The 22,255-nt window shown below is 64.2% G+C and carries 16 protein-coding genes and 2 pseudogenes; 10 read left to right on the forward strand and 8 right to left on the reverse strand.

What is annotated here, in order from left to right; all coding sequences use genetic code 11:
• Positions 1-32: 32 nt before the first annotated feature.
• Entirely contained in the window at positions 33-1,022 is a 990-nt protein-coding gene (locus tag FRZ40_RS14895) for a LysR family transcriptional regulator (RefSeq protein WP_028371974.1), read from the reverse strand.
• A gap of 583 nt (positions 1,023-1,605) precedes the next feature.
• On the opposite strand from FRZ40_RS14895, the pseudogene FRZ40_RS14900 reads away from it, so the two are divergent.
• Positions 1,606-2,099: pseudogene (locus FRZ40_RS14900) on the forward strand (aspartate-alanine antiporter-like transporter); the annotation flags it as partial.
• Positions 2,095-3,387: pseudogene (locus FRZ40_RS14905) on the forward strand (bifunctional aspartate transaminase/aspartate 4-decarboxylase); the annotation flags it as partial. The pseudogenes FRZ40_RS14900 and FRZ40_RS14905, both read left to right, overlap by 5 nt.
• On the opposite strand, the gene FRZ40_RS44040 reads toward FRZ40_RS14905, so the two are convergent.
• A complete protein-coding gene (locus FRZ40_RS44040; RefSeq protein WP_158647001.1) occupies positions 3,380-3,544 on the reverse strand; it encodes a hypothetical protein in 165 nt (54 codons plus the stop codon). The pseudogene FRZ40_RS14905 and the gene FRZ40_RS44040 sit on opposite strands and share 8 nt — an antisense overlap.
• Here FRZ40_RS44040 and FRZ40_RS14910 point away from each other — a divergent pair.
• Entirely contained in the window at positions 3,537-4,763 is a 1,227-nt protein-coding gene (locus FRZ40_RS14910) for a pyridoxal-phosphate-dependent aminotransferase family protein (RefSeq protein ID WP_147234522.1), read from the forward strand. The two genes, FRZ40_RS44040 and FRZ40_RS14910, sit on opposite strands and share 8 nt — an antisense overlap.
• Positions 4,764-4,915: 152 nt before the next feature.
• On the opposite strand, the gene FRZ40_RS14915 is transcribed toward FRZ40_RS14910, so the two are convergent.
• The gene (locus tag FRZ40_RS14915; RefSeq protein WP_147234523.1) at positions 4,916-6,127 is read right to left on the reverse strand and encodes an MFS transporter; all 1,212 of its coding nucleotides are present in this window, start codon (positions 6,125-6,127) and stop codon (positions 4,916-4,918) included.
• Positions 6,128-6,513: 386 nt separating this feature from the next.
• On the opposite strand from FRZ40_RS14915, the gene xdhA reads away from it, so the two are divergent.
• From xdhA to xdhC, 3 genes are read left to right on the forward strand one after another with little or no spacing between them, the layout of a single operon-like run.
• Positions 6,514-8,031 (forward strand): xanthine dehydrogenase small subunit, encoded by a 1,518-nt coding sequence (gene xdhA / locus FRZ40_RS14920; RefSeq protein ID WP_147234524.1) that lies wholly within the window; start codon positions 6,514-6,516, stop codon positions 8,029-8,031.
• 33 nt (positions 8,032-8,064) lie between these two features.
• Positions 8,065-10,422, forward strand: coding sequence for a xanthine dehydrogenase molybdopterin binding subunit (gene xdhB / locus FRZ40_RS14925; protein WP_147234525.1), 2,358 nt, complete (start codon positions 8,065-8,067; stop codon positions 10,420-10,422).
• Positions 10,423-10,444: 22 nt separating this feature from the next.
• Positions 10,445-11,035, forward strand: coding sequence for a xanthine dehydrogenase accessory protein XdhC (xdhC, locus tag FRZ40_RS14930; protein ID WP_147234526.1), 591 nt, complete (start codon positions 10,445-10,447; stop codon positions 11,033-11,035).
• A 1-nt stretch (position 11,036) separates the two neighbouring features.
• Here the strand turns inward: xdhC and FRZ40_RS14935 are convergent, their stop codons facing one another.
• The 3 genes from FRZ40_RS14935 to FRZ40_RS14945 form a co-directional block, all read right to left on the reverse strand.
• Positions 11,037-12,065 carry a LysR substrate-binding domain-containing protein gene (locus FRZ40_RS14935; RefSeq protein WP_147234527.1) on the reverse strand — a complete coding sequence of 343 codons (1,029 nt, stop codon included), beginning with the start codon at positions 12,063-12,065 and terminating at the stop codon, positions 11,037-11,039.
• A gap of 218 nt (positions 12,066-12,283) precedes the next feature.
• Entirely contained in the window at positions 12,284-12,928 is a 645-nt protein-coding gene (locus FRZ40_RS14940; RefSeq protein ID WP_147234528.1) for a 2-hydroxychromene-2-carboxylate isomerase, read from the reverse strand.
• A gap of 171 nt (positions 12,929-13,099) precedes the next feature.
• Positions 13,100-14,611: a TAXI family TRAP transporter solute-binding subunit gene (locus FRZ40_RS14945; RefSeq protein WP_147234529.1), complete on the reverse strand. Its 1,512-nt coding sequence runs from the start codon at positions 14,609-14,611 to the stop codon at positions 13,100-13,102.
• 589 nt (positions 14,612-15,200) lie between these two features.
• Here FRZ40_RS14945 and FRZ40_RS14950 point away from each other — a divergent pair.
• The 3 genes from FRZ40_RS14950 (at position 15,201) to FRZ40_RS14960 (ending at position 18,768) form a co-directional block, all read left to right on the forward strand.
• Complete coding sequence (locus FRZ40_RS14950) at positions 15,201-15,557, forward strand: BON domain-containing protein (RefSeq protein ID WP_028371988.1); 357 nt, start codon at positions 15,201-15,203, stop codon at positions 15,555-15,557.
• A 589-nt stretch (positions 15,558-16,146) separates the two neighbouring features.
• Positions 16,147-18,267, forward strand: coding sequence for a D-(-)-3-hydroxybutyrate oligomer hydrolase (locus tag FRZ40_RS14955; RefSeq protein ID WP_147234530.1), 2,121 nt, complete (start codon positions 16,147-16,149; stop codon positions 18,265-18,267).
• A gap of 246 nt (positions 18,268-18,513) precedes the next feature.
• The gene (locus tag FRZ40_RS14960; RefSeq protein ID WP_028371990.1) at positions 18,514-18,768 is read left to right on the forward strand and encodes a hypothetical protein; all 255 of its coding nucleotides are present in this window, start codon (positions 18,514-18,516) and stop codon (positions 18,766-18,768) included.
• Positions 18,769-18,804: 36 nt separating this feature from the next.
• Here the strand turns inward: FRZ40_RS14960 and FRZ40_RS14965 are convergent, their stop codons facing one another.
• Positions 18,805-19,593: a sulfite exporter TauE/SafE family protein gene (locus tag FRZ40_RS14965; RefSeq protein ID WP_147234531.1), complete on the reverse strand. Its 789-nt coding sequence runs from the start codon at positions 19,591-19,593 to the stop codon at positions 18,805-18,807.
• Between the two features lie 387 nt (positions 19,594-19,980).
• On the opposite strand from FRZ40_RS14965, the gene rarD reads away from it, so the two are divergent.
• On the forward strand, positions 19,981-20,856 hold the full coding sequence (rarD, locus tag FRZ40_RS14970; RefSeq protein WP_147234532.1) for an EamA family transporter RarD: 876 nt from the start codon (positions 19,981-19,983) through the stop codon (positions 20,854-20,856).
• 10 nt (positions 20,857-20,866) lie between these two features.
• Here the strand turns inward: rarD and FRZ40_RS14975 are convergent, their stop codons facing one another.
• On the reverse strand, positions 20,867-21,511 hold the full coding sequence (locus FRZ40_RS14975; RefSeq protein WP_147234533.1) for a LysE family translocator: 645 nt from the start codon (positions 21,509-21,511) through the stop codon (positions 20,867-20,869).
• Between the last annotated feature and the right edge of the window lie 744 nt (positions 21,512-22,255).

Here is a 22,255-nt window from a genome sequence, read left to right on the forward strand (position 1 = left end):
GGAGTCGTCGGGGCGGGACGGCGATACGCGGCTTACGACGCGTGCCGCGCGAGATGCAGGTCGTGCGCGACGATGGCATGCGCGACGGCGGGCAGGACGGCTGCGGGACTGCCCGCATGCTCGACCGTGTAGTCGACGAATGCACGCGTTTTCGCAGGCAAATGACGGCGGCGCGGATACACGAGCGACACCTTCGCCTGCGATTCATCGACGGTATAACCCTGCATGATGCGCTTCAACGTGCCCGTTGCGAAGTCGTCGGCGACCAGCGACTCGGGCAGCACGGCGATGCCCATGCCCGCGATCGCCGCCAGCCGCACGAGCAGCGGACTGTTGACCGTGTACGACGGATCGAGCGCGACAGGGTGCGCGTCGCCGTCGCTGTCGACGAAATGCCAGACGGCGGGGGCACGCTGCTCGGAGGGCGTCGCGATGCACGAGTGCAGCGCCAGATGCTCGGGGTGGTGCGGCTCGTCGCGCGCGGCCAGGTAGGACGGCGCCGCGCACGCCACGAGGCGCTGCGCCGCGAACGACAACTCGATGCTGTCGACCTCGGCCGCCGCGCCCGCCGTCGCCAGCGGCCCCGCGATAAAGAGCCCGACGTCGTAGCCGTCTTCGATCAGGTGCGGCATGCGCTCGGCGAGCGTGAGGCGGATGTGCACCTTCGGATAATGCCGGCGGTAGCCGTCGAGCAACTGCGTGAGCGCCTGCGGCGACAGCGCGCCCGTCGCGACGACGCGCAGCGTCCCGCCCGGCTCGCGCTCGGTGCCCGCGACGGAACCTTCCAGATGATCCAGTTCCTCGAGCAGTCCGCGGCAGCCTTCCAGATAGTGCGTGCCGGCTTCCGTCAGCGACAGGTTGCGCGTGGTGCGGTTGATGAGGCGCGCGTGCAGATGCGCCTCGAGTGTGGCGATCGAACGGGTGACCAGCGCATTCGATACCTTCAGTTGCTGGGCCGCACGTCGGAAGCTCTGTGTTTCGGCGACCCGGACAAAGACCCGCATTGCGTAGATCTGATTCATGGTGGCGCCCTCTAAAGCGCGGTGCTGCCGCGCGTCGTTGACCCGGTGGTGGCGTGCGGCAGACATGTCTGCATCGGCCTTTTGTCGGGTGTAATACGGGCATATTGAATGCAATTTGCCCGTACAGGAATTTTGGAGATCCGGCTTAAAAATGATATTGACAGTCGCTGGCGATTACAATATCTATAAAAACGATGAGGCCGTTTCGCGATTATAAAAGGGCCGCCATCCCGTCATTTGGCGGAAATCGTCGATACGATTTCCGCGCGGTCGAAATGCGGACATAAAAATGCCATCAGGCGACAGAACGATGTTCCGGGTTGTTCGACAACTTTGCGAGGGAACGATGCCTGTCAAAGCAAGCAATACAAGCTGATTTCAGCTTTCTCATCGCCGCTCCATCCCGATCTGACGCATGCCCGTCAGTGCGGCGCATTTATTTTCCGTTTCGAATAAAACCGGTTTATTCCGGGACATATTTGCGCGCATTTTAATTTAACGCGGCTAAAGGCCGCGTGGATTATCGTGCACGCTACTTTTAAAAAGATTCATACAACGATCCGCTTTGCCGGGAAATCCGAACATGGTCGCCGAATTGCTTAAGTCTCCACCGGAGATTGCGCCGTTCGCGAGTCTTGCACTCGGATATCTGATTGGGTCGTTCAGATTTGGTCCGATCCAGCTGGGCGGCGTGTGCGGCACGCTGATCGTGTCGCTGCTGCTCGGGCAGACGGGCGCGCGCCTCGGGCCCGACCTCAAGAACATCGCGTTCGCGCTCTTCACGCGCTCTTCATCTTCGCGCTCGGCTTCACGGGCGGGTCGCAATCCTTCGCCAATGTCGGGCGCGGCTGGCGCTACGGGATGCTGTCCGTCGTCGAAATCGTCTCGGTGCTCGCGCTCGTGATGCTCGCCGTCGCGCTCCTGCATCTCGATCCGGGCACGGCGGCCGGGCTGCTGGCGGGTGCGGCGACGGAATCGGCGGTAATCGGCACGGCATCGGCAGCCGTCGCGAAGCTCGGCCTGTCCGAGGCCGACACGCTGCGCCTGCAAGCGAACATCGTCACCGCGTACAACGTACGTGCGCGATCAGCTGGGCCTGTCGGGCACCGACTTTCTCTACGAGATGTGCAAAGGGATTCTCGCGTCGAATTACCGGGTGCCCGACCGCATGCTGAAGCTGTCGGAGGTGATCGTAGGGCAGTATCTGCGGCGCGAGATGATCGGCAAGTATCCGTTCGTCGGCGAGTTCGACATCTTCGCTGTCGAAGGCGGCACGGCCGCGATGACGTACATTTTCAACACGATGAAGCAGAACCACCTGATCAAGGCGGGCGACACGATCGCGCTCGGGCGCCCGGTCTTCACGCCGTACATCGAGATTCCGACGCTCAACGACTACGAGCTGAACGTGGTCAATCTGGATGCCGACGTCGAGAACAACTGGCAGTACTCGAATGCCGAACTCGACAAGCTGCGCGATCCCAGGGTGAAGGCGTTCTTCCTCGTGAACCCGAGCAATCCGCCGTCCGTGCGGATCAGCGACGAGAGCCTCGAATACATCGCGTAGATCGTCAAGGAACGCCCGGATCTGATCCTGCTGACGGACGACGTGTACGGCACGTTCGCCGACGACTTCGTGTCGCTGTTCGCGCTCGCGCCGAAGAACACGATTCTCGTGTACTCGTACTCGAAGTATTTCGGTGCGACGGGCTGGCGGCTCGGCACGATCGCGACGCACAAGGACAACATTCTCGACCGGTTGATCGCCGAACTGCCGAAGGACACGAAGAAGATCCTGCACAAGCGTTATGAGTCGATCACGACGGAGCCGGACAAGCTCAAGTTCATCGACCGGCTGGTTGCCGACAGCCGCACCGTCGCGCTGAATCACACGGCGGGGCTGTCGACGCCGCAGCAGATGCAGATGGTGCTGTTCTCGCTGTTGGACACGCCCGACGCCTACAAGAACGCGCTCAAGCGGCTGATCCGCAGCCGCAAGCGCGCGCTGTACGAAGAGATCGGCATCGCCTTCGACGAGAAGGATGCGAACCAGGTCGATTACTACACGATCATCGATATGGAGTACTTCGGCGAGCGCGCGTATGGCCGCGAGTTCGTCGACTGGCTGCTGAAGAACGCCGAGGCGTCGGAGCTGCTGTTCCGTCCGGCACGCGAGGCGCGCGTCGTGTTGCTGCCGGGCATGGGATTCGGCACGAAGCATCCGTCGGGGCGCGTGTCGCTCGCGAATCTCAACGAATCGGACTACCGGAAGATCGGGCAGGCGATAGGCAAGCTGACGGAAGACTATGTCGAGCGTTATCGCAAGGAGACGGGCAAGAACTTCGTTCGCAAAGAGGTCAAGTGACAATCCGGCGCGCAAAGACCGGGATGCATCCCTTGCGCAAACGGACAGATGGGTGAATGATCGAACGATGGCCCGCCGCCCGCAGGTGCTGCTGCGCGCGGCGGGCCATTTTTCCTGCAACGTTCACTTCCGTTTCATGCGTACCGATCATGACCATTACAACGTCCAACGTCGTTCCCTGTCCTGAAGTCGAATCGCTCGATGCGATTCTTCCCGAAGAACCGCTGCTGATGATGGGCGCCGGCCCCGTGCCGATTCCCGCCGCCGTCGCGAAGGCGAATGCGATCGTCATCAACCATCTGGGCAACACGATGGCCAAGGTGGTCGGACAGGTGAAGACGATGGCCCGCTACGTGTTCCAGACGAACTCGAAGTGGGTGCTGGGCGTCGCGGGACCGGGTTCGGCCGCGATGGAAATGGCGATCTCCAATCTCGCGTGGCCGGGCACACGCGTGCTGAGCATCAGGAACGGCTTTTTCAGCGCGCGGATGGCGGAGATGGGGCGGCGCGTCGGCGCGGACGTGTCGCTGCTCGAAGTCGAGGACCGCGCGGTCGCGACACTCGAGCAGGTGGAAGAAGCGATCCGCCGCACGCGTCCCGAGATCGTGACGATCGTGCAGGGCGAGACGTCGAATACCGTCTGGAACTACCACCTGAAGGACATCGCGGCGCTGGCGAAACAGGCGGGCGCGCTGGTCGTCGTGGATGCCGTGTGCACGCTGTCGACGATGCCGCTTGACATGGACGCATGGGGCATCGATGCCGTGATCACGGGCGGGCAAAAGGGGTTGTCGTCGATTCCGGGCGTGTCGCTGATCGCGTTTTCCGATGCGGCGTGGGAACGTGTGAAGGGGCGCAAGGATGCGAGTCCGCACTGGTGCCTGGATGCGTCGCTGGCCGAGAACTTCTGGCACAACGCGGGGTATCACTACACGGCGCCCGTGTCGGGTGTGCTGGCGCTGCACGAGGCGCTGCGGCTCGTGTGCGCGGAGACGCTGGAGAAGCGATTCGCGCGGCATTTGAGATGTTCGCTTGCGTTGCAGGCGGGGATCAGCGCAATGGGATTGAAGCTGTATGCGCCTGCTGAGTGCCGGTTGAATTCCGTCGTGGGGATTGAGGTGCCTGTCGCTTCGGGTTCTGCGCTGACGCCTGCGGATATTTGCGGGCATATTTCGCGGTATCACCAGGTCGAGATTTCCGGATCGTTCGGGCTGCCGATCGTGCGCATCGGACAGATGGGCGAGCAGGCTCGCGCGCATAATCTTTTCCGCACGTTGCATGCGTTTGGGCAGACTATGTCCGAGCTTGGGGCGGGGGTGGATTTGCCAGCTGGCGTGGCGGCGTTGGAGCGGGCTTTGGCCGCTGGTAGGGATTAGGGTTTTTAGTCTGTCTGCGACGCTAGTCGCTGGATTGCTTTTTGCTGCGCTGGCATCCGCGATTTCGTATCGGTGCTTCAGGCATTGCCCCCGCACAGGGGCAACGCTAGCAAACCGACATGAAATCGCGGATGCCAGCGCAGCAAAAAACCTTAAGCCGCCGCAGGCGCATTAGGCGTCCGCGCATTGCGCAAATACAGCATGGTCGACAGAGCAACGGCAGCTGCGGCAGCGATAGCAGCGAACAGGAACACGGAACCGTAGCCAAACTCGCCAGCGATATAACCGGCGAGCGGCCCGGTAATCCCCAGCGAGAGATCGAGGAACACTGAATAAGCCGACAAAGCCGCGCCGCGGCTGGCAGGTGGCACAAGCCCGACGGCCTCGACGCCCAACGCCGGAAACACCAAAGCAAACCCGAAGCCGGTCAAGGCAGCGCCAGCAAGCGCCACATGAGGCTCAGGCGCAAGCCACAACAACAGCAACCCGACGCATTCGAACGAAAACGAAGCGATCGCGACCCGAAACCCGCCGTATGTCTTGATCGTATTGGCAAACAGCAGCCGCGCGCCGACAAACAGCGTACCAAACACCGTCAGCGACAATGCCGCATTCGGCCAATGCCGCGCCGCATAAAACAGCGTGATGAACGTCGCAATCGAGCCAAAGCCCGCCGACCCGAGCGCCAGTCCAATACCATGCGGCAGCACGCGCGTGAACACGCTGCGATAGGACATCCGCTCGCCATGCACGACAGGCACGGCTCCGATCCGCTGAGCAAGCGTGTAGCCCAGCGCCGCCAGCGCGATCACAACAACCCCCAGCGCGAAAAAGCCCACGCTATGCGAGATCCATACGCCGACGGGCGCACCGACCGCCAGCGCGCCGTACGTGGCGATGCCGTTCCACGAGATCACGCGCGCATTGTTCGACGTGCCGACGCGTCCGATGCCCCACAGGATCGCGCCCGTGCCGCACAGGCTCTCACCGAAGCCAAGCACCAGCCGGCTCAGCACCAGCAGCGTCAGGCTCAGCGTCGGCCAGCGGCCCAGCAGCAGGGCAAGCAGCAACAGCACGCCGCTCGCGCCGCAGCCGAGCAGGCCGATCGTCACCGTCTTCTTCGGCCCGAGTGTGTCGGCCGAACGGCCGGCGAGCGGACGCGACGCCAGCGTCGCGAAATACTGGACGCTGATCGCAAGGCCCGCGATCACGGCGCTGTAGCCCAGGTCGTCGTGGACGTAACCCGGCAGCACGGCTAGCGGAATGCCGATCGTCAGATAACAAAGAAACGTGAAGAAAACGACCGGAATGATCTGCAAAGTGGTCGCAAATTCGCTGCGCGGTGTAGCGGAGTCGACGGACATGGGGAAAACGAGACTTGAATTTGGCGGGGAGCCGTGATTTTCCCATGGAACCGATTCCCTTGCAGGCTTTGCTTAATAATTTTCTTGCCGGAAAAACGGTCTCATAGCGCAATCTGACGGCTTTCCATCAATTTTTCTGACGCTTCACCGCCGGCCAGTGCCAATGAAGTTGGCGTAAATCAGACAAAAATCGTAAAACATCTCAAACAAGACATTCAAACATAAGCCCAGCCGTCCGCGACGATCTCAATTTATCGCTCCAGCTGTATGTCCCCCATGCGATCGGGCCTATGGGTTGTGAATATTGATGATGCTACTTTTCGAACCATCAGCCGCACCGGCCGCACGCCCGACGCGGACGCGAACAACCGAAACGAGCACGAGACATGAGCCAGCCGATCCGCTTTTACCACCGCAACGCGATCCGTGAAATCACCGACGCGCCCGTCACCCGCACCGTTCTCCAATACCTGCGCGAGGACGCTCGCTGCACAGGCACCAAGGAAGGCTGCGCGGAAGGCGACTGCGGCGCGTGCACGGTGGTGGTCGGCGAGCGCAACGACGCGGGCGGCGTCAGCTTCAAGGCCGTCAACGCGTGCATCCAGTTTCTGCCGACGCTCGACGGCCGGGCGCTCTTCACCGTCGAAGACCTGCGCCAGCCGGACGGCAGCCTGCATCCGGTGCAGGAGGCGATGGTCGAGTGCCACGGCTCGCAATGCGGCTTCTGCACGCCGGGCTTCGTGATGTCGATGTGGTCGATGTACGAGAAGCACGGTCACGAGCACGCGTGCGCGAACAAAACGGTGCCGAACCGCGCCGATATCGCCAACGCGCTGACGGGCAACCTGTGCCGCTGCACAGGCTATCGGCCGATCATCGAGGCGGCCGAGCGCATGTTCCAGCTGCCCGCGCCGAAAGCGCCCGTCGACGTGAAAGTGCTCGCGCAGAAGCTGGCGACGCTCGAACGCGGCGCGACCTTCCACTACGAGCACAACGGCCAGCAGTTCGACGCGCCGCGCACCGTCGCCGCGCTTGCGCAGATCAAGGCCGCAGCGCCCGACACGCGGATTCTCGCGGGCAGCACCGACATCGGCCTGTGGGTCACGAAGATGATGCGGGACCTCGGCCATATCGTGTACGTTGGCCAGATCGCCGAGATGCAGAAGATCGACGTCACGCAAGACTGGATTTCCATCGGCGCCGGCGTGACCCTCGAGCGCGCGTACGCCGAGCTCGCGAAGCAGTATCCCGAACTGACCGAGATGTGGCAGCGCTTCGCGTCGCTGCCCATCCGCAATGCGGGCACGCTCGGCGGCAACGTGGCGAACGGCTCGCCCATCGGCGATTCGATGCCGGGCCTGATCGCATTGGGCGCGCGCGTCGTGCTGCGCGGCGGGGACGTCGAACGCGAACTGGCGCTCGAAGACCTGTACCTCGCGTATCAGAAGAAGGACATGGCCGCGCACGAGTTTGTCGTCGGCCTGAAGGTGCCCGCGCGTAATGCGGCCCGCAAGCACTTCCAGTTCCGTACTTACAAGATTTCGAAGCGCTTCGACTCGGATATTTCCGCTGTGTGCGCCGCGTTCTCGTTCATCGCCGACGGCGAAACGATCCGCGAGCCGCGCATCGCGTTCGGCGGGATGGCCGCGACGCCGAAGCGCGCGACGCACGCCGAAGCCGCGCTCGCCGACAACGACTGGCACGAAGCGACCGCGCAGAGCGCGATGCTCGCGCTCGCGAGGGACTATCAGCCGCTGTCCGACATGCGCGCCACCAGCGACTACCGCCTCGAAGCCGCGAAGAACACGCTGTACCGCTTCTGGCTCGAAACGCGCCCGAACAATCCGCTGCAAAAGAGCGCGCTCGACGTGCGCGCAGTGGTCGCCGCTGGCGCGGACGCCTGATAGCGAACGGATCGAATACGGAGAACCCGCAGAATGAACCAGCAAGCCGAACCGTTCCTGAAAGACGCGAAAGAACTCGCCGACTTTACGCAAGTGCACATATCGCGTCCGCACGAATCCGCGCATCTGCACGTGAGCGGCCGCGCCACCTACACCGACGACATCCCCGAGCTCGCCGGCACGCTGCACGCGGCGCTCGGGCTGTCGCCGAAAGCACACGCGAAGATCGTGTCGATGTCGTTCGACAAGGTGCGCGCGACGCCGGGCGTCGTTGCCGTCTTCACGGCGGACGACATCCCAGGCCACAACGACTGCGCGCCCATCGTCAAAGGCGACGATCCGATTCTCGCGGACGGCATCGTCCAGTATGTCGGCCAGCCGATGTTCATCGTCGTCGCGACGTCGCACGATGCAGCGCGTCTCGGCGCGCGTCGCGCAGACATCGGATTCGAGGAACTGCCCGCCGTGCTGACGGCGCAACAGGCGCGTGCCGCGAACCAGAGCGTGATTCCGCCGATGAAGCTCGCGCGTGGCGATGCCGCGTCGAAGCTGCAGCACGCGGCGCATCGGGAAGCGGGCGAAATGCTGCTCGGCGGCCAGGAGCAGTTCTATCTGGAAGGACAGATTTCGTACGCGGTACCGAAGGACGACGACGGCATGCACGTGTGGTGCTCGACGCAGCACCCGACGGAAATGCAGCATCTCGTCGCGCACGTGCTGGGCGTGCATTCGCACAACGTGCTGGTCGAGTGCCGACGGATGGGCGGCGGCTTCGGCGGCAAGGAATCGCAATCGGGCCTGTTCGCGTGCTGCGCGTCGCTTGCCGCATGGAAGCTGCTGTGTCCCGTGAAGCTGCGTCCGGACCGCGACGACGACATGATGGTCACGGGCAAGCGCCACGATTTCCACTATACGTACGACGTCGGTTACGACGACGAGGGTTTGATCGAAGGCGTGTCCGTCGGCATGACGTCGCGCTGCGGCTTTTCCGCCGACCTGTCCGGCCCCGTGATGACGCGCGCCGTGTGCCACTTCGATAACGCGTACTTCCTGTCGGACGTGGCGATCGACGGTTTCTGCGGCAAGACGAACACGCAGTCGAACACGGCGTTCCGTGGCTTCGGCGGCCCGCAGGGTGCGTTCGCGATCGAGTACATCATGGACGATGTCGCGCGTTCGCTCGGCAAGGATTCGCTCGACGTGCGCCGCCGCAACCTGTACGGCAAGACGGAGCGCAACGAGACGCCGTATGGGCAGATCGTCGAAGACAACGTGATTCACGAACTGATCGACGAGATCGAAGCGACGAGTGACTATCGCCGCCGCCGCGCCGAAGTGCTCGAATTCAACCGCAACAACGACGTGCTGAAAAAGGGCCTTGCGCTCACGCCCGTCAAGTTCGGCATCGCGTTCAACGTGACGCACTTCAACCAGGCGGGCGCGCTCGTTCATATCTATACGGATGGCTCGGTGCTCGTGAATCACGGCGGCACGGAAATGGGCCAGGGTTTGAACACGAAGGTCGCGCAGGTCGTCGCGCATGAACTCGGCGTGAGCTTTGGCCGCGTGCGCGTGACGGCCACGGATACATCGAAGGTCGCGAATACGTCGGCCACCGCTGCATCGACAGGTTCGGATCTGAACGGCAAGGCCGCGCAGGATGCCGCGCGCCAGTTGCGCGAGCGCCTCGCCGCATTCGCCGCGGAAAAGTTCGGCGCAGGCGAAGTGACGGCGGCACAGGTGCGCTTTGCGGGCGACTGCGTGCTGGTCGGCGATGCCGTCGTGCCGTTCGAGGAAGTGATCGCGAAGGCGTATCTCGCGCGTGTGCAACTGTGGTCCGACGGTTTTTACGCAACGCCGAAGCTGTACTGGGATCAGGCGAAGCTGCAGGGCCGGCCGTTCTTCTACTACTCGTATGGCGCGGCCGTGTCGGAAGTCGTGATCGACACGCTGACGGGCGAAATGCGCGTGCTGCGCGCCGATGCGCTGCATGACGTGGGCGCATCGCTGAATCCCGCCATCGACGTGGGCCAGGTCGAAGGCGGCTTCATTCAGGGCATGGGCTGGCTGACGACGGAAGAGCTGTGGTGGAACGCAGGCGGCAAGCTGATGACGCACGCGCCGTCCACGTACAAGATTCCGACCGTCAACGATACGCCGCCCGATTTCCGCGTGCGGCTTTTCAAGAACCGCAACGCGGAGGACAGCATCCATCGTTCGAAGGCAACGGGCGAGCCGCCGTTGCTGCTGCCGTTCTCCGTGTTCTTCGCGATCCGCGATGCCGTGGCTGCCGTCGGCGATTACAAGGTGAATCCGCCGCTGAACGCGCCCGCGACGGGCGAGGAAATTCTCAAGGCGATTCGTGCGGTGCGCGCTTCGCGTTCGGCCTGAACTTCACAAGAGGAGGCGCGCCATGCTGCACGTTCCGTCATTCGCCGACATGCCCGTTCAGATCGGCCGCCGCAGCGCTCATGCGACGAAGCTGCCGCCACCGATGCACGTCGTCCTGTTCGGCGCGGGCCACGTCGGTCATGCGCTGGTTTCGCTGCTCGGCCGGCTCCCGTGCGTGGTGCAATGGGTCGACGAACGCGACGAACTGTTTCCCGACGAGGTGCCGGCGAACGTGCAGGTGGAAGCGACCGATGCGCCCGACGCGATCGTCGACGAAGCGCCCGCAGGCGCGTACTTTCTCGTGATGACGCACAATCACGCGCTCGATTTCGCGCTCGCCGAGCGCATCATGCGGCGGCGCGATTTCACGTACTTCGGGATGATCGGCTCGAAGACGAAGCGGGTGAAGTTCGAACGCCGTCTGATCGATCGCGGGGTGGATCCGCAGCGTCTGTTCGAAATGACCTGCCCGATCGGCGTGCCGGGCATCGTCGACAAGGCGCCGCCGTCGATTGCCGTCGCGGTGTGCGCGGAGCTGCTGCAGGTGCGTTCGCAGCAGATCTCGCTCGCCGGTCTTGCGTCTGCTCAGGAGGCGGACTGCGTCGGCGTTTGATTCATTGACTGATTCCTCCAGCGGGCGCAGCGGGCACACTCGCGGCGCCTGTTTTTTTCTCCGCGCTTTCTTCCTTCGCCGCTAACCGCGCGCGCCTTGGCTTCTTCGCCACCAGCATGTCCGACACCTGTGCCATCAAGCCGCGCAACCAGGCGATGTCGCTTGGCCGATCCGGTTGCGGATGCCACATCTGATAGCACTTGATACGCGGAAACGGAATCGGCACGTCGACGACGGCAAGCGGCAGCATCTCCGCATAGTGCAGCGCGAAGCGGCGCGTCGTCGTGAAGATCAGATCCGATTGCAGCAGCACTTGCGGCACGAGACCGAAATACGGCAGCGTCGCGACAATACGGCGCGCCGCGTGTGCGCGTGCGAAGCCCGTGTCGATCGCGCCGCCGCGCGCGCCGCTGTAGTGCGCAGGCGCGAGATGCGGCGCGGCGAGATAGGCGTCGCGCGTAAGGGGCGCCTTCGCCAGCGGATGATCGGCGCGCATCATGCACACGACGGTATCGGAGAACAGGTCGCTGCGCTCGAAGCGCACATCGGGCTTCGGCCAGTTGCCGATCACGAGATCGAGTTCGCCCGCATCGAGCGCGGACGCGTGATCGAACAGCGGCCCGAGCGACTCGATCTCGAGCCGCGCATGCGGCGCCGCTTCGCGAAACTGCGCGATCACGGTCGGCATGAAGAAATCGTTCAGATAATCGGGCGCGGCGATGCGGAACGTGCGGCGCGAGCGCGCCGGATCGAAGTCGCCGTGAGGTGTCGCGACGAAATCGACGTCGCGCAGCACCTTCTGCGCGGATGCAAGCAGCGACTCGCCGTATTCCGTCGGCACCATGCCCGACTTGCCGCGCACCAGGATGGGATCGTTCAGCGTTTCGCGCAGCTTGCGCAGCGCGGTGCTGATGGCCGGCTGCGTCTGGTTCAGCCGCAGCGCCGTCTGCGTGACGCTGCGCTCGACGAGCAGCGTGCGCAGCACACGCACGAGCCAGATATCGAGTGAAGCGGCGGTGTCGTCATCCATGAATCGGCGGGGCGGGGGAGGCCCGTTGAAGGCATTTCGAATGCTTGTATCAGGCAATGCCCGCGCGGGCGGCGTCTCGCGATGGAGAACGTGCCGTACGCGCGTACGAAGCTATAACCTTATGTCCGTTTGCCCTGCGCGGGCCATAGTGCGTGCCCTATGCCGGGCATCACGGCCGCCGGGCCTGCATCATGGAGTGGCCGTTTGCCGAAGCAGGCTCAGGTATTCGCCAAGCCCTTCGGCAGCGACGTGATCCGCTTCACTTCCTTCGATTCGAGCCAGTTCGGCGTGCGCGCGCAATACAGCACCATCGGCAGCGCGTCTTCGCCCCAGAACAACTGCTTGTTCAGCCAGAACGTTGGCACGCCGAATACGCCGATCGCGATCGCATCGGCGCTGTTGCGCATCATTTGCGCGCGCGTCGCCTCGCGTTCGATCAATTCCTGTCCGTTCGACACGTGCAGGCGTTCGCACAGTGCGGCAAAGCCTTCTTCCGTCGACGGATCGCGCCCGTCGCGCCAGATGAAGCGGAAAATCTCGCGCACCGTTTGCAGGTCGGAGCCGAGCGCGACCGACAGCAACATCGGCTTCAGCGAATCGAACGGATGCGACGGCGGCATGCGGAACGGAATGCCGAGCTGCTCCGCGCGAAACAGCGCATACCGGTACGTGAAAATGCGTTTCGCGGGCACGTCGTAGGCGACGCGCTGGCCCCAGTGGCGATATAGCTCGTTCAGGAACACGGGCGTCAGCACGAACGGCAGTTCAGGCCATTTGTCGTGCTGTTCCAGCAGCAGATACGAGAACGGTGAGACAAAGTCGTAAAACCACAGTGGCTGCGTGGCGTCGATGCCATCGGTCATGATGTCTCCCGGTTGCCTGAATCGGCGGGCTGTCGGCGATGCCGCGCGTCAGCCCGTTCTGATTGTTTCGATCTTACGCGGAGCAAGCCCCGTGCGCATCATTTGACGAAATGCCGTTGCGGCGTTGTCCCGGCGCGGGTGTTGGCAATGCCTGTCGTGAGGCCCACGACCCTAGTCCTTCTCTGCGCCCTCGCCGCTGGGTGCGGCATGGCCCTCGTGCATGGCCGCACGCGCTTCGGCGCGGCCGACGGCGCCCGCACCGGACGAATCCGCTGCATCCGGCGTCCCTGCGGCGGCGCCCGCGTCGCGCGCCGCGGCCGCTTCCGAATCGCGCGTGAGGCGCGCCCGCACGAAGCCGATATGCTCGCGCAGCACGTAGAACTGGTCGGCATACGCGAGCGGCATCTTCAGCCCGTTGACGGATTCCTCGATCCTGTCGAGCCTTACGATGAGCGCCTCGCGCTCGGCCGCCGAGGTATCGTTGAGCGCCTCGCGTTCGATCGCGATCAGCGCGCCGTACCAGCGGTAGATGCGCGACTTCACGCGCCACGCATACAGCGACGGCACGAGCCGCAGCCCCGGAATCAGCACGACGATGATGGGGACGAGCACGACCAGCAGCCGGTCCGCGAGACTCGCGAGCCAGAACGGTAGCATCCGGTAGAGGAAGCCCTTGCCGGACTTGTAATAGCGGGCGGCGTCGTCGCTGATCGGGAAATCATGCGCGAGCGGGGCGGGGAATTCGCCCGCTTTCTGCAGCGCCGTCGCCTTGCCGTGCACCTCGCGTGCCGCTTCGATCAGCAGATCAGACAACGCGGGATGCAGCGAGTCGCGCGCAACCAGCTCCGCCGTCGGCGCGATCATGTGCAGCGTGGTCGATGGCAGGTTCTTGCCGAGGTCGAACGAGCCCATCGGCATGTCGAGCGTCGTCAGATACGGAAAGCGCTTCGCGTACGCGCCCGCCTGCGTGAAGTCGTAGAACTGCACGCCCGCCGTGCGATACAGCTTGCCCATGACGGGCGGCTGCGCGGAGTCGCCCGTCAGGATCGCTGCATCGATCTTGCCTTCCGTCAGCGCGCGGGCGGCGTCGTCGCCCGACAGGGGCAGCAGCTTCGTCGGGCCGTCGGGCGTGATGCCGTTCGCTTTCAGCAATTGCAACGCGAGTTCGCGCGTGCCGCTGCCTTCGATGCCGATCGCGATGCGCTTGCCCCTGAACTCGGACAGCAGCGTGACCATCGGGCCGCGATAGAAGATCGCCACGGGCACGTACGCGACGCTGCCAAGCGACATCAGGTCGTCCGTCGATTTCGACGGCGCGATGCCGTCCTGCACGAAGCCGACATCGACGTTCGCGTGCGGATCGGTCAGCCGCCGGTAGTTGTCGAGCGAGCCTTCCGTTTCCAGCACGTTGAGCGTGATGCGGTTGCGCGCGAGGACTTCCTTGTATTTCTGCGCGGCAACCCAGAAGGTGCTGCCTTTCGGGCCGGCCGCCATCGTCAGCGTATCGGGCGGGGCAGGCTGGATCAGGCGCACGGCGACGTAGATCGCAATGGCGCTGATGATCAGGATCGGGCCGAACGACACGGCGAGATCGCGCCACGAAATCGCCACGAAACGGGCGACGAGCTTGGGCGGCTTGCGATCGGCGGGGCGTTCCCGTCGACGTCCGTCGGAAGGCTTCATGGGAAGGCGAGGCGGTCGGATGAATGAATTCGCGCCGATGGTACATGAGATTGACGGCGCGGCGGCGCGTCCGACGGCCCTGCCGGACCGTAAACGCGTAACAAAAAGTGAGCTGCGAGTGACCTGCGAGTGAGCTGGAGTGACCTGCGAGTGACCTTCCTTGCGATCCGGAAAGGGTGGGGGGCGCTTTGCAGAATGTGGGAAGCCAACGCTTCGCGCGCCGCATGCGATCCGCAAAAGGGTGGCCGGAAGCCGTGCGCCACGCGCGATATCCTTTGCAGAACTTGCGCGGCTAGATTACATTGGCAACGCTGCCGCGAATCGACGTTGGCGCAGCGCGACCCGGCCGTACTCAAGAGCCCAGGGCACGCTGCCAACGGCGCGGCGCACGGCTGGCGTCATGCATCGTCGCGCAAGGTGGATCGCGCAGGCCGTCACCACTTCCAATGCCTCTCTCGCAGACCGTGACAACGCTCCAGGCTCGCCGTTGCCTCGTTGCGCCTTCGTGCGCGCATGCAACCGGGCCATCCGCAGTCGTAACCAAGCCGCAAGTGAAACGCGGTCCAAACCAAAGCAAAAAGGAGAAGTTATGAAATCGGTCGATTTTCTGAAGGCACTGGGTGGTGTTGTCGCAATGGTCGTCGCATGCCACACGTATGCCCAGGCAAGCGACTCCACGACAACTGGCACGACGGCGACGGCACCCGCCGCGAACCCGAAGGCCGTCAAGCAGCAAGACCGCGCGCTCGGCAAGAAGGTCCGTGCAGCGCTGGCCAAGGCGCAAGGCCTCGACGTGTCGGCGATCAACGTTCGCGCCCGTAGCGGCGCAGTCACGCTGACGGGCACGGCACCCGACAACGACCAGATCCAGAAGGCTGGCGACGTCGCGAAGGGCGTGGCAGGCGTGACGTCGGTGACGAACAAGATCAACGTCCAGCAGCAATAAGCGGCGCGGGCCGCGCCGGGGCGGGCCGCACGATCCGGCTCGCGCGGCGGCCAGTCGCACGCGAGACCGACGGCACGCGGCAGATTGCGGCGTGCTTACCGGTCAGAATGACAAGCGGGCTTCCGTTCGAAACGGAGGCCCGTTTTGTTTTGTGCGGCGTCGTGCGGCATGCGCGTCTCCTCTCAGCGTGAAAGCGATCGGCGAGCGTAGCCCGCCACCCGCGACGTGTTCCACCAAACGGGACGTGCCTTAGCGCCGTCTCTTCGCGTGGACATCGGTCGCATCCGGCGGGCGAGCCACGCCTGGCGGGCGTCGGCGCCCGATCGTGGCGTACGCCGCGAGCCCGGCTTGCCAGGCGTTGTCTCCCGTTCGGGACGGCGCGTGCGGACGCACGACGTGCTGGATCGTCCGCGAATCCGCGTCGCTGAAGGGCTGCGACGACGCTACCGCGAGGCGACGTCAACCGGCTCGAAACTTGCATTGGAGCAGCCGCCGCAGCCCGCCTCACGACAACTGCATGACGCCGCAACCAATGACGAAAGGCAGCGGGGCAAGACGCGGAATCGACAACAAGACAATGGAGACGACTATGACAGGGAAACTGTTGTTCAGACGTACTGCCACTGCACTCTGCTTCGCCACGACCTCGATCCTGCTCGCCGCGTGTGGCCACGGCGACGATCACCCCGACCCGACGACCAACGCGCTGCCTTCGTTCATCGTATCGGGCAGCGTCAGCACGACGAGCTACGACGGCAACAGCGATGACCTGCTGACGGCCGGTCTCGGCAAGACGGGCCTCGGTTCCGCGACGGCGCCCGTGTTCGCGAACGCCGCCAGCCCGAGCGCCGCGGAATTGCGCCGGCTCGCGATCTGGTCGAACTACCGCGCGCTCGTCGACATGTCGGCGAATGGCGGCTACGGGCGCTTCTGGGGACCCAACGTTGATCTGAACGGCAACGACACGCTCGGCGAAGGCAAGATCGCAGGCACCGAATATCTTGCCTACGCCGACGACGGCAGTGGCAAGCAGAACGTGACCTTGATGGTCCAGGTGCCCAATACCTTCGATCCGAACAATCCCTGCATCGTCACGGCGACGTCGTCGGGTTCGCGCGGTGTCTACGGCGCGATTTCGGCGGCGGGCGAGTGGGGCCTCAAACGCGGCTGCGCGGTCGCGTACACCGACAAGGGCAGCGGCAACGGCGCAGAAGAGATGGAGACGGGCCTCGTCACGCTGATGAACGGCACGCTGTCGACGGCCACGGGGGCGGGCACCAGGAGTCTCTTCACGGTGAATGTGACGTCGGGTGCTCTGGCGTCGTTCAACACCGGCTTTCCGAACCGCTACGCGTTCAAGCACGCGCACTCGCAGCAGAACCCCGAGCAGGACTGGGGCCGCGATACGCTCGAAGCGATCCAGTTCGCGTACTGGGCGCTCAACCAGCAGTTCGCGCCGACCGTCAACAACAACGCGCAGCAGCACGGCGTGCGCTACGGCGCAGGCAGCATCACGACGATCGCGGCGTCCGTCAGCAACGGCGGCGGCGCATCGCTTGCGGCCGCCGAGCAGGACACGCAAGGATGGATCACGGCCGTCGTGGTCGGCGAGCCGCAGATCAATCTGAACATGGCGTCGTCGGCGAAGGTGTTCGAAGGCGGCGTGGCGATTCCCGCAGCGGGCGCGCCGCTCGCCGACTACATGACCTATGCGAACCTGCTGCAGCCATGTGCGGCGGACGCCACGGCGGCGGCGGGCGCGCCGTATCTGACGGCGCTGCCCCTCGCGACGACTCAGGCGATCCGTGCGGCACGCTGCGCGTCGCTGGCGGCGGGCGGCTTCGTGAGCGGCGCGGACGAGCCGAGCCAGGCCAACGACGCGCTCGCGAAACTCCACGCCGCCGGCTACGAAGCCGACTCGGACGTGCTGCACGCGCCGATGTGGGATTCGCAGGCCGTGCCTGCCGTCGCCGTCACGTATGCGAACGCGTACACGAAGTCGAGCGTGACCGACAATCTGTGCGACTTCAGCTTCGGAACGACGAACGCAACGACGGGCGCCGCGGGGGCCACGCCTGCCGTGTCGCCGATGCTCTCCGTGTTCGGCCTCGGCAACGGCGTGCCGCCCACCAACGGCATTAGCCTCGTCTACAACGTCTCGCCCGCGGGCGGCGCGGATCATCGTCTCGCCACGGCCGATGCCAGTTTCACGGGCGTCTCGTGTCTGCGAGCGTTATGGACGTCGGGCGATACGCGCATGCAGCAAAGCGTCAATGCAATTCGCGTGAATGCGAACCTGCACGGCAAGCCGGCCATCATCGTGCAGGGACGCAGCGATGCGCTCGTGCCTGTGAATCACGCGTCGCGCGCGTACCTGGCAATGAACAGCATCACGGAAGGCTCGAAGAGCCAGCTGTCTTTCTATGAAGTAATGAACGGCCAGCACTTCGATGCGTTCCTGAGCGTGGCCGGCTTCGATACGCGCTTCATCCCCGTGCATTACTACAACGTGCAGGCATTGAACCTGATGTGGAATCACCTGAAGAGCGGTGCGCCGCTGCCGCCTTCGCAGGTGATCCGCACCGTGCCGCGCGGCGGCACGGCGGGCTCCGCACCCGCGCTTACGACTGCCAATCTGCCCACCATTTCGATGAGCCCGGGGTCGAACGCGATACAGGTCGCGGCGGGGGCAGTGAACGTGCCCAGGTGATTTGCGCCGACATGTGAGTGCGCACGGGTGTCCAGCTGAGGAGCAGCGCGTCGCGCGGTCCGCCGTTTCTGGCAGCAGAAAGGCGGCGGACTGTGCGACGCGCGCATGACACCCGCCGCGCGGAATGCGCCACGACGGGGCGTGCCACGTCCATACGCGACGGACCCAAGTTTTTGTGCGCCGTGACACACTCTTCACCCGTCGGGTACGGTACTGTGAAGCTATCGATGTTTGCCCGAGACGGCTATGAACACGACCCGCTTCACATACACCGATCTTCCCATCGGCGAACGCGCGGCGTTCGAATTGGTGTGCGCGCGTCACGGTTTCGCGCCCACGCATTTCGATATCAGCGCGATCGACGATCCCGACGACTGCTCGCATCAGTCGCGGCTTCTGACGATACGGCGCGGCGGCTGGGCGCAGTCATATCACGAGGATACGGCGGGACACTGGGTGCGCCAGTTCGAGACCGACCTGAACTGCCGCTTCTTCAAATGATCCGCTGCTCGCGGCCGGCTTAAGTGCCAGCCGTCGTCAGGCAATCACGAGCCTCACGCCGACGAGCGTCAGCGTGGCGGCGAGCAGATTGCGCAGCAGCTTTTCGGGCGCTTTCGACGAGAGATAGCTGCCGATCACGATGCCCGGCAGCGAGCCGACCAGAAGCGACAGCAGCATCGACCAGTCGATGGAGCCGAGCAGCCAGTGGCCTGCCCCCGCAAGGAGCGTGAGCGGCACGGCATGCGCGATATCGGAGCCGACGATGCGCATGGTCGGCAGCATCGGATAGAGCAGCAGAAGCACCGTGACGCCGATCGCGCCTGCGCCGACCGACGTCAGCGATACCAGCACACCGAGCACGGCGCCCGTCAGCATCGTCAGCGCGAGCGTGCTGCCCTGGCCCGTCGCGCGCTTGCGCGCAGCCGCGAATGCCGTCAGCTGCGGCCGGAACACCAGCGCAATGGCCGTGATGAGCAACGCCACGCCGAGCACGACGGAGATCAGATGCCCGCCGCGCGTCGAACTCATTCCGTAGCGGTGCAGCAGGATCAGCGTGAGCGTGGCGGCGGGGACGCTGCCCGCGGCGAGACGCAAGGTCACCTGCCAGTCGATCGACCCCTTCACTCCATGCACGAGCGTACCCGTCGCCTTGGTCGCGGCGGCATACAGCAAATCCGTGCCGACGGCCGTCGCGGGATGGACGTTGAAGAGCAGCACGAGGATCGGCGTCATCAGCGAGCCGCCGCCGACGCCCGTCAGCCCAACCAGAAAGCCGACGAAGAGACCGGACGCGGAATACAGGAGATCGATGTGGGGAAGTGCCATTGCGCGGACCGCGGACGGTCGTAAAAGGTTGCGGGCAAGCTTGCCGGTACTGTCGCCAGGGCGCCGCGCCCGGGCTTCATTCGTCAGTCGAGTCAGGCGGACGACGGTCGGCGGCGCGGCGAAAGACCGCTATTGTCGCAAAACCGGCGCTGCCGCGTACGATTGCAAGCCGATGCCCGGCATCCGGGTTGTCCCGACAGTCGGCTTACAATAGCTGTTTTGGGCGCCGCAGTGTGGTGCACGGTGCGCCGCGCAGTCAGTGGGATAGGGCGCCCGCAGGCTGTCAGCCGCGCTGCCCGCGTCTCGTCTCAGCCGCTTCGGCGGGTGCTGTTCCCGAATGTTTTCCTGCGCGCTTTCCCGCGTTTCTTCTTCCGCAGACCGATAAAAATGAATCCCGGCGTCGCCTACGCATTGCTCGCGTTCACTCTATGGGGATTGTTTCCCGTCTATTTCAAGTCGCTGCATCAGATCTCGCCGGTGGAGATGCTCGCGCACCGCATGGTGTGGTCGATGCTGTTTCTCTTCATCGTGCTCACGCTGCGGCAGCAGTGGCGGTGGATTGCGCCTGTGCTGCGCGATCGCCGGCTGCTCGCGCGCTTCGCCGCGAGTGCGCTGCTGCTGTCGACGAACTGGGGCATCTATATCTGGGCCGTCAACGCCGGGCACATCGTCGAGGCGAGCCTTGGGTATTTCATCAATCCGCTGATCAACGTGCTGTTTGGCCTCGCGTTTCTCGGCGAGCGTTTGCGGCGCGTGCAGTGGGTTTCCGTGGCGATCGCTGCGGGCGGCGTGCTGTACCTCACGTGGCAGAACGGCCATCCGCCGTGGATCAGCCTGGCACTCGCGTTCAGTTTCGCGGGCTATGGCCTGTTGCGCAAGACGGCGCAGCTGGGCGCACTTGAAGGGCTGACGCTCGAAACGGTGCTGCTGTTTCCTGTCGCCGTGCTGTATCTGTTCTTTGCGTCGTCGCACGGGGAGAGCGGGTTCGGCGCGGCGTCCGTCGGCGTGAAGGTGCTGCTGGCGCTCGCCGGGCCGATCACGGCTGTGCCGCTGCTGCTGTTTGCGGCGGGCGCGCGGCGCATTCCGCTATCGATGCTCGGGCTGATCCAGTACGTGACGCCTTCTTTGCAACTGCTGATTGGCGTGCTGATTTATCGCGAGCCGTTTGGGCAGACGCAGCTGATCGGCTATGGCGCGATCTGGATTGCACTTGCGCTGTATTCGCTCGACGGATTGTGGCGCGCGCGGTCTGCGCGCGCCTGATGGATGGCGGTCAGATCGCGCGTTTGATTTCGACGATGCCGAACGCTGCGAGCGCGAGGCCCGCGATGCGGTCGATGATCACGCGCAGCTTGTGACCGATCGCGTGGCGCGCGAGCGACACGGCTGTCACCAGGAAGCACCACCACGCGATCGATCCGCAGAACACGCCGAACACTGTCGTGAGTGCGACGCTCGACGAGAATGGTCCGCGCGGCGCGAGCGTCGTGAAGAGCGCGGCGAACATGATGACCGTCTGCGGATTAGTGAGGGTGAGCAGCAAAGCGCTGGCGAAGGCTTTTAATGCGCCTGCGTGGCCTATGTTTGCGAGTTTGCCGTTGCTCTCGTTGTTATTGGCGCTGTCTGCGGGGACTTTTTGCAGCATCGTGCGGATGCCGAGGTAGAGGAGGAAAAGTCCGGCGATGATATGCAGCGGTTTGTCGTAGGCCAGCATGAAGTGCGACACACTGACGAGGCCCAGCGCTGCTATCAGGCCGTAGAATGCGTCGCCGGCTGCGATGCCGAAGCCGATCGCTAGGCCCGCGCGGGAGCCGTCCGTGAGCGTACGGCGGATGCAGAGCATGCCCATCGGGCCGACAGGAGCCGCGACTGCAAGGCCGACTCCGGCGGCCGTTAAAAATAACGCGGTGCTGAACATGTGTGTGCTCCCTGGGGGTTTTTGTCTGCGACGCTTTGGCGGTATTTTGCCTCTTTATGATGGCATCCGCGATTTTGCATCTGTACTTCTTGCGTTGCCCCTGTGCGGGGCGGCACCTACTTTTCTTTGCAGCGGCAAAGAAAGCAAAGAAAGCGGGCTAACACCGCCAATCCTTGTGTTTGCCTGCGGGCCCCCAGCGGGTCCCGCACTCCACACGGCAACCCCACTGTCCTACGCCCGTTGCCAGCGCCTTCAACAGGCGCATCCCCCACTCCAGTCACCCGTAGCGCAGCCCGCGGCAGCGACTCGTCTGCGCCGCCCAGGTGGCAAACGGTGTGTAGCTTGTCGCACCTTACGCGTTCGCGCTTCTACGACACCGATCCCGCTTTTCAGTCCGGAGTGGTGCACTTGCGTCGCGACGGCCTACACACCGTTTGCCACCTGGGCGGCCGTGGACTTTCTGGTAATGCGGCCTGTGACGCGGGCATGCGAAGCGGGTGAGGCTGCAGTTAGCACGCTGGCAACGGGCATAAGACAGTGCGATGCCGTGTGGAGTGCGGGACCCGCTGGGGGCCCGCAGGCAAACACAAGGATTGGCGGTGTTAGCCCGCTTTCTTTGCTTTCTTTGCGGGGGCAAAGAAAGTAAGTGCCGCCCCGCACAGGGGCAACGCCTGAAGCACCGACGCGAATTCGCGGATGCCCGCCACGAAATCGCATATGCGAGCCACGAATTCGCGGATGCCA

This window comes from Paraburkholderia azotifigens (genome assembly GCF_007995085.1).
In the GTDB taxonomy this organism is placed as follows: domain Bacteria; phylum Pseudomonadota; class Gammaproteobacteria; order Burkholderiales; family Burkholderiaceae; genus Paraburkholderia; species Paraburkholderia azotifigens.

Excerpts from the sequence above, each read along its gene's own strand:
- FRZ40_RS14895 (WP_028371974.1), bottom strand. The coding sequence starts at position 1,022 with ATGAATCAGATCTACGCAATGCGGGTCTTTGTCCGGGTCGCCGAAACA.
- FRZ40_RS14910 (WP_147234522.1), top strand. The coding sequence starts at position 3,537 with ATGACCATTACAACGTCCAACGTCGTTCCCTGTCCTGAAGTCGAATCG.
- FRZ40_RS44040 (WP_158647001.1), bottom strand. The coding sequence starts at position 3,544 with ATGGTCATGATCGGTACGCATGAAACGGAAGTGAACGTTGCAGGAAAA.
- FRZ40_RS14915 (WP_147234523.1), bottom strand. The coding sequence starts at position 6,127 with ATGTCCGTCGACTCCGCTACACCGCGCAGCGAATTTGCGACCACTTTG.
- xdhA (WP_147234524.1), top strand. The coding sequence starts at position 6,514 with ATGAGCCAGCCGATCCGCTTTTACCACCGCAACGCGATCCGTGAAATC.
- xdhB (WP_147234525.1), top strand. The coding sequence starts at position 8,065 with ATGAACCAGCAAGCCGAACCGTTCCTGAAAGACGCGAAAGAACTCGCC.
- xdhC (WP_147234526.1), top strand. The coding sequence starts at position 10,445 with ATGCTGCACGTTCCGTCATTCGCCGACATGCCCGTTCAGATCGGCCGC.
- FRZ40_RS14935 (WP_147234527.1), bottom strand. The coding sequence starts at position 12,065 with ATGGATGACGACACCGCCGCTTCACTCGATATCTGGCTCGTGCGTGTG.
- FRZ40_RS14940 (WP_147234528.1), bottom strand. The coding sequence starts at position 12,928 with ATGACCGATGGCATCGACGCCACGCAGCCACTGTGGTTTTACGACTTT.
- FRZ40_RS14945 (WP_147234529.1), bottom strand. The coding sequence starts at position 14,611 with ATGAAGCCTTCCGACGGACGTCGACGGGAACGCCCCGCCGATCGCAAG.
- FRZ40_RS14950 (WP_028371988.1), top strand. The coding sequence starts at position 15,201 with ATGAAATCGGTCGATTTTCTGAAGGCACTGGGTGGTGTTGTCGCAATG.
- FRZ40_RS14955 (WP_147234530.1), top strand. The coding sequence starts at position 16,147 with ATGACAGGGAAACTGTTGTTCAGACGTACTGCCACTGCACTCTGCTTC.
- FRZ40_RS14960 (WP_028371990.1), top strand. The coding sequence starts at position 18,514 with ATGAACACGACCCGCTTCACATACACCGATCTTCCCATCGGCGAACGC.
- FRZ40_RS14965 (WP_147234531.1), bottom strand. The coding sequence starts at position 19,593 with ATGGCACTTCCCCACATCGATCTCCTGTATTCCGCGTCCGGTCTCTTC.
- rarD (WP_147234532.1), top strand. The coding sequence starts at position 19,981 with ATGAATCCCGGCGTCGCCTACGCATTGCTCGCGTTCACTCTATGGGGA.
- FRZ40_RS14975 (WP_147234533.1), bottom strand. The coding sequence starts at position 21,511 with ATGTTCAGCACCGCGTTATTTTTAACGGCCGCCGGAGTCGGCCTTGCA.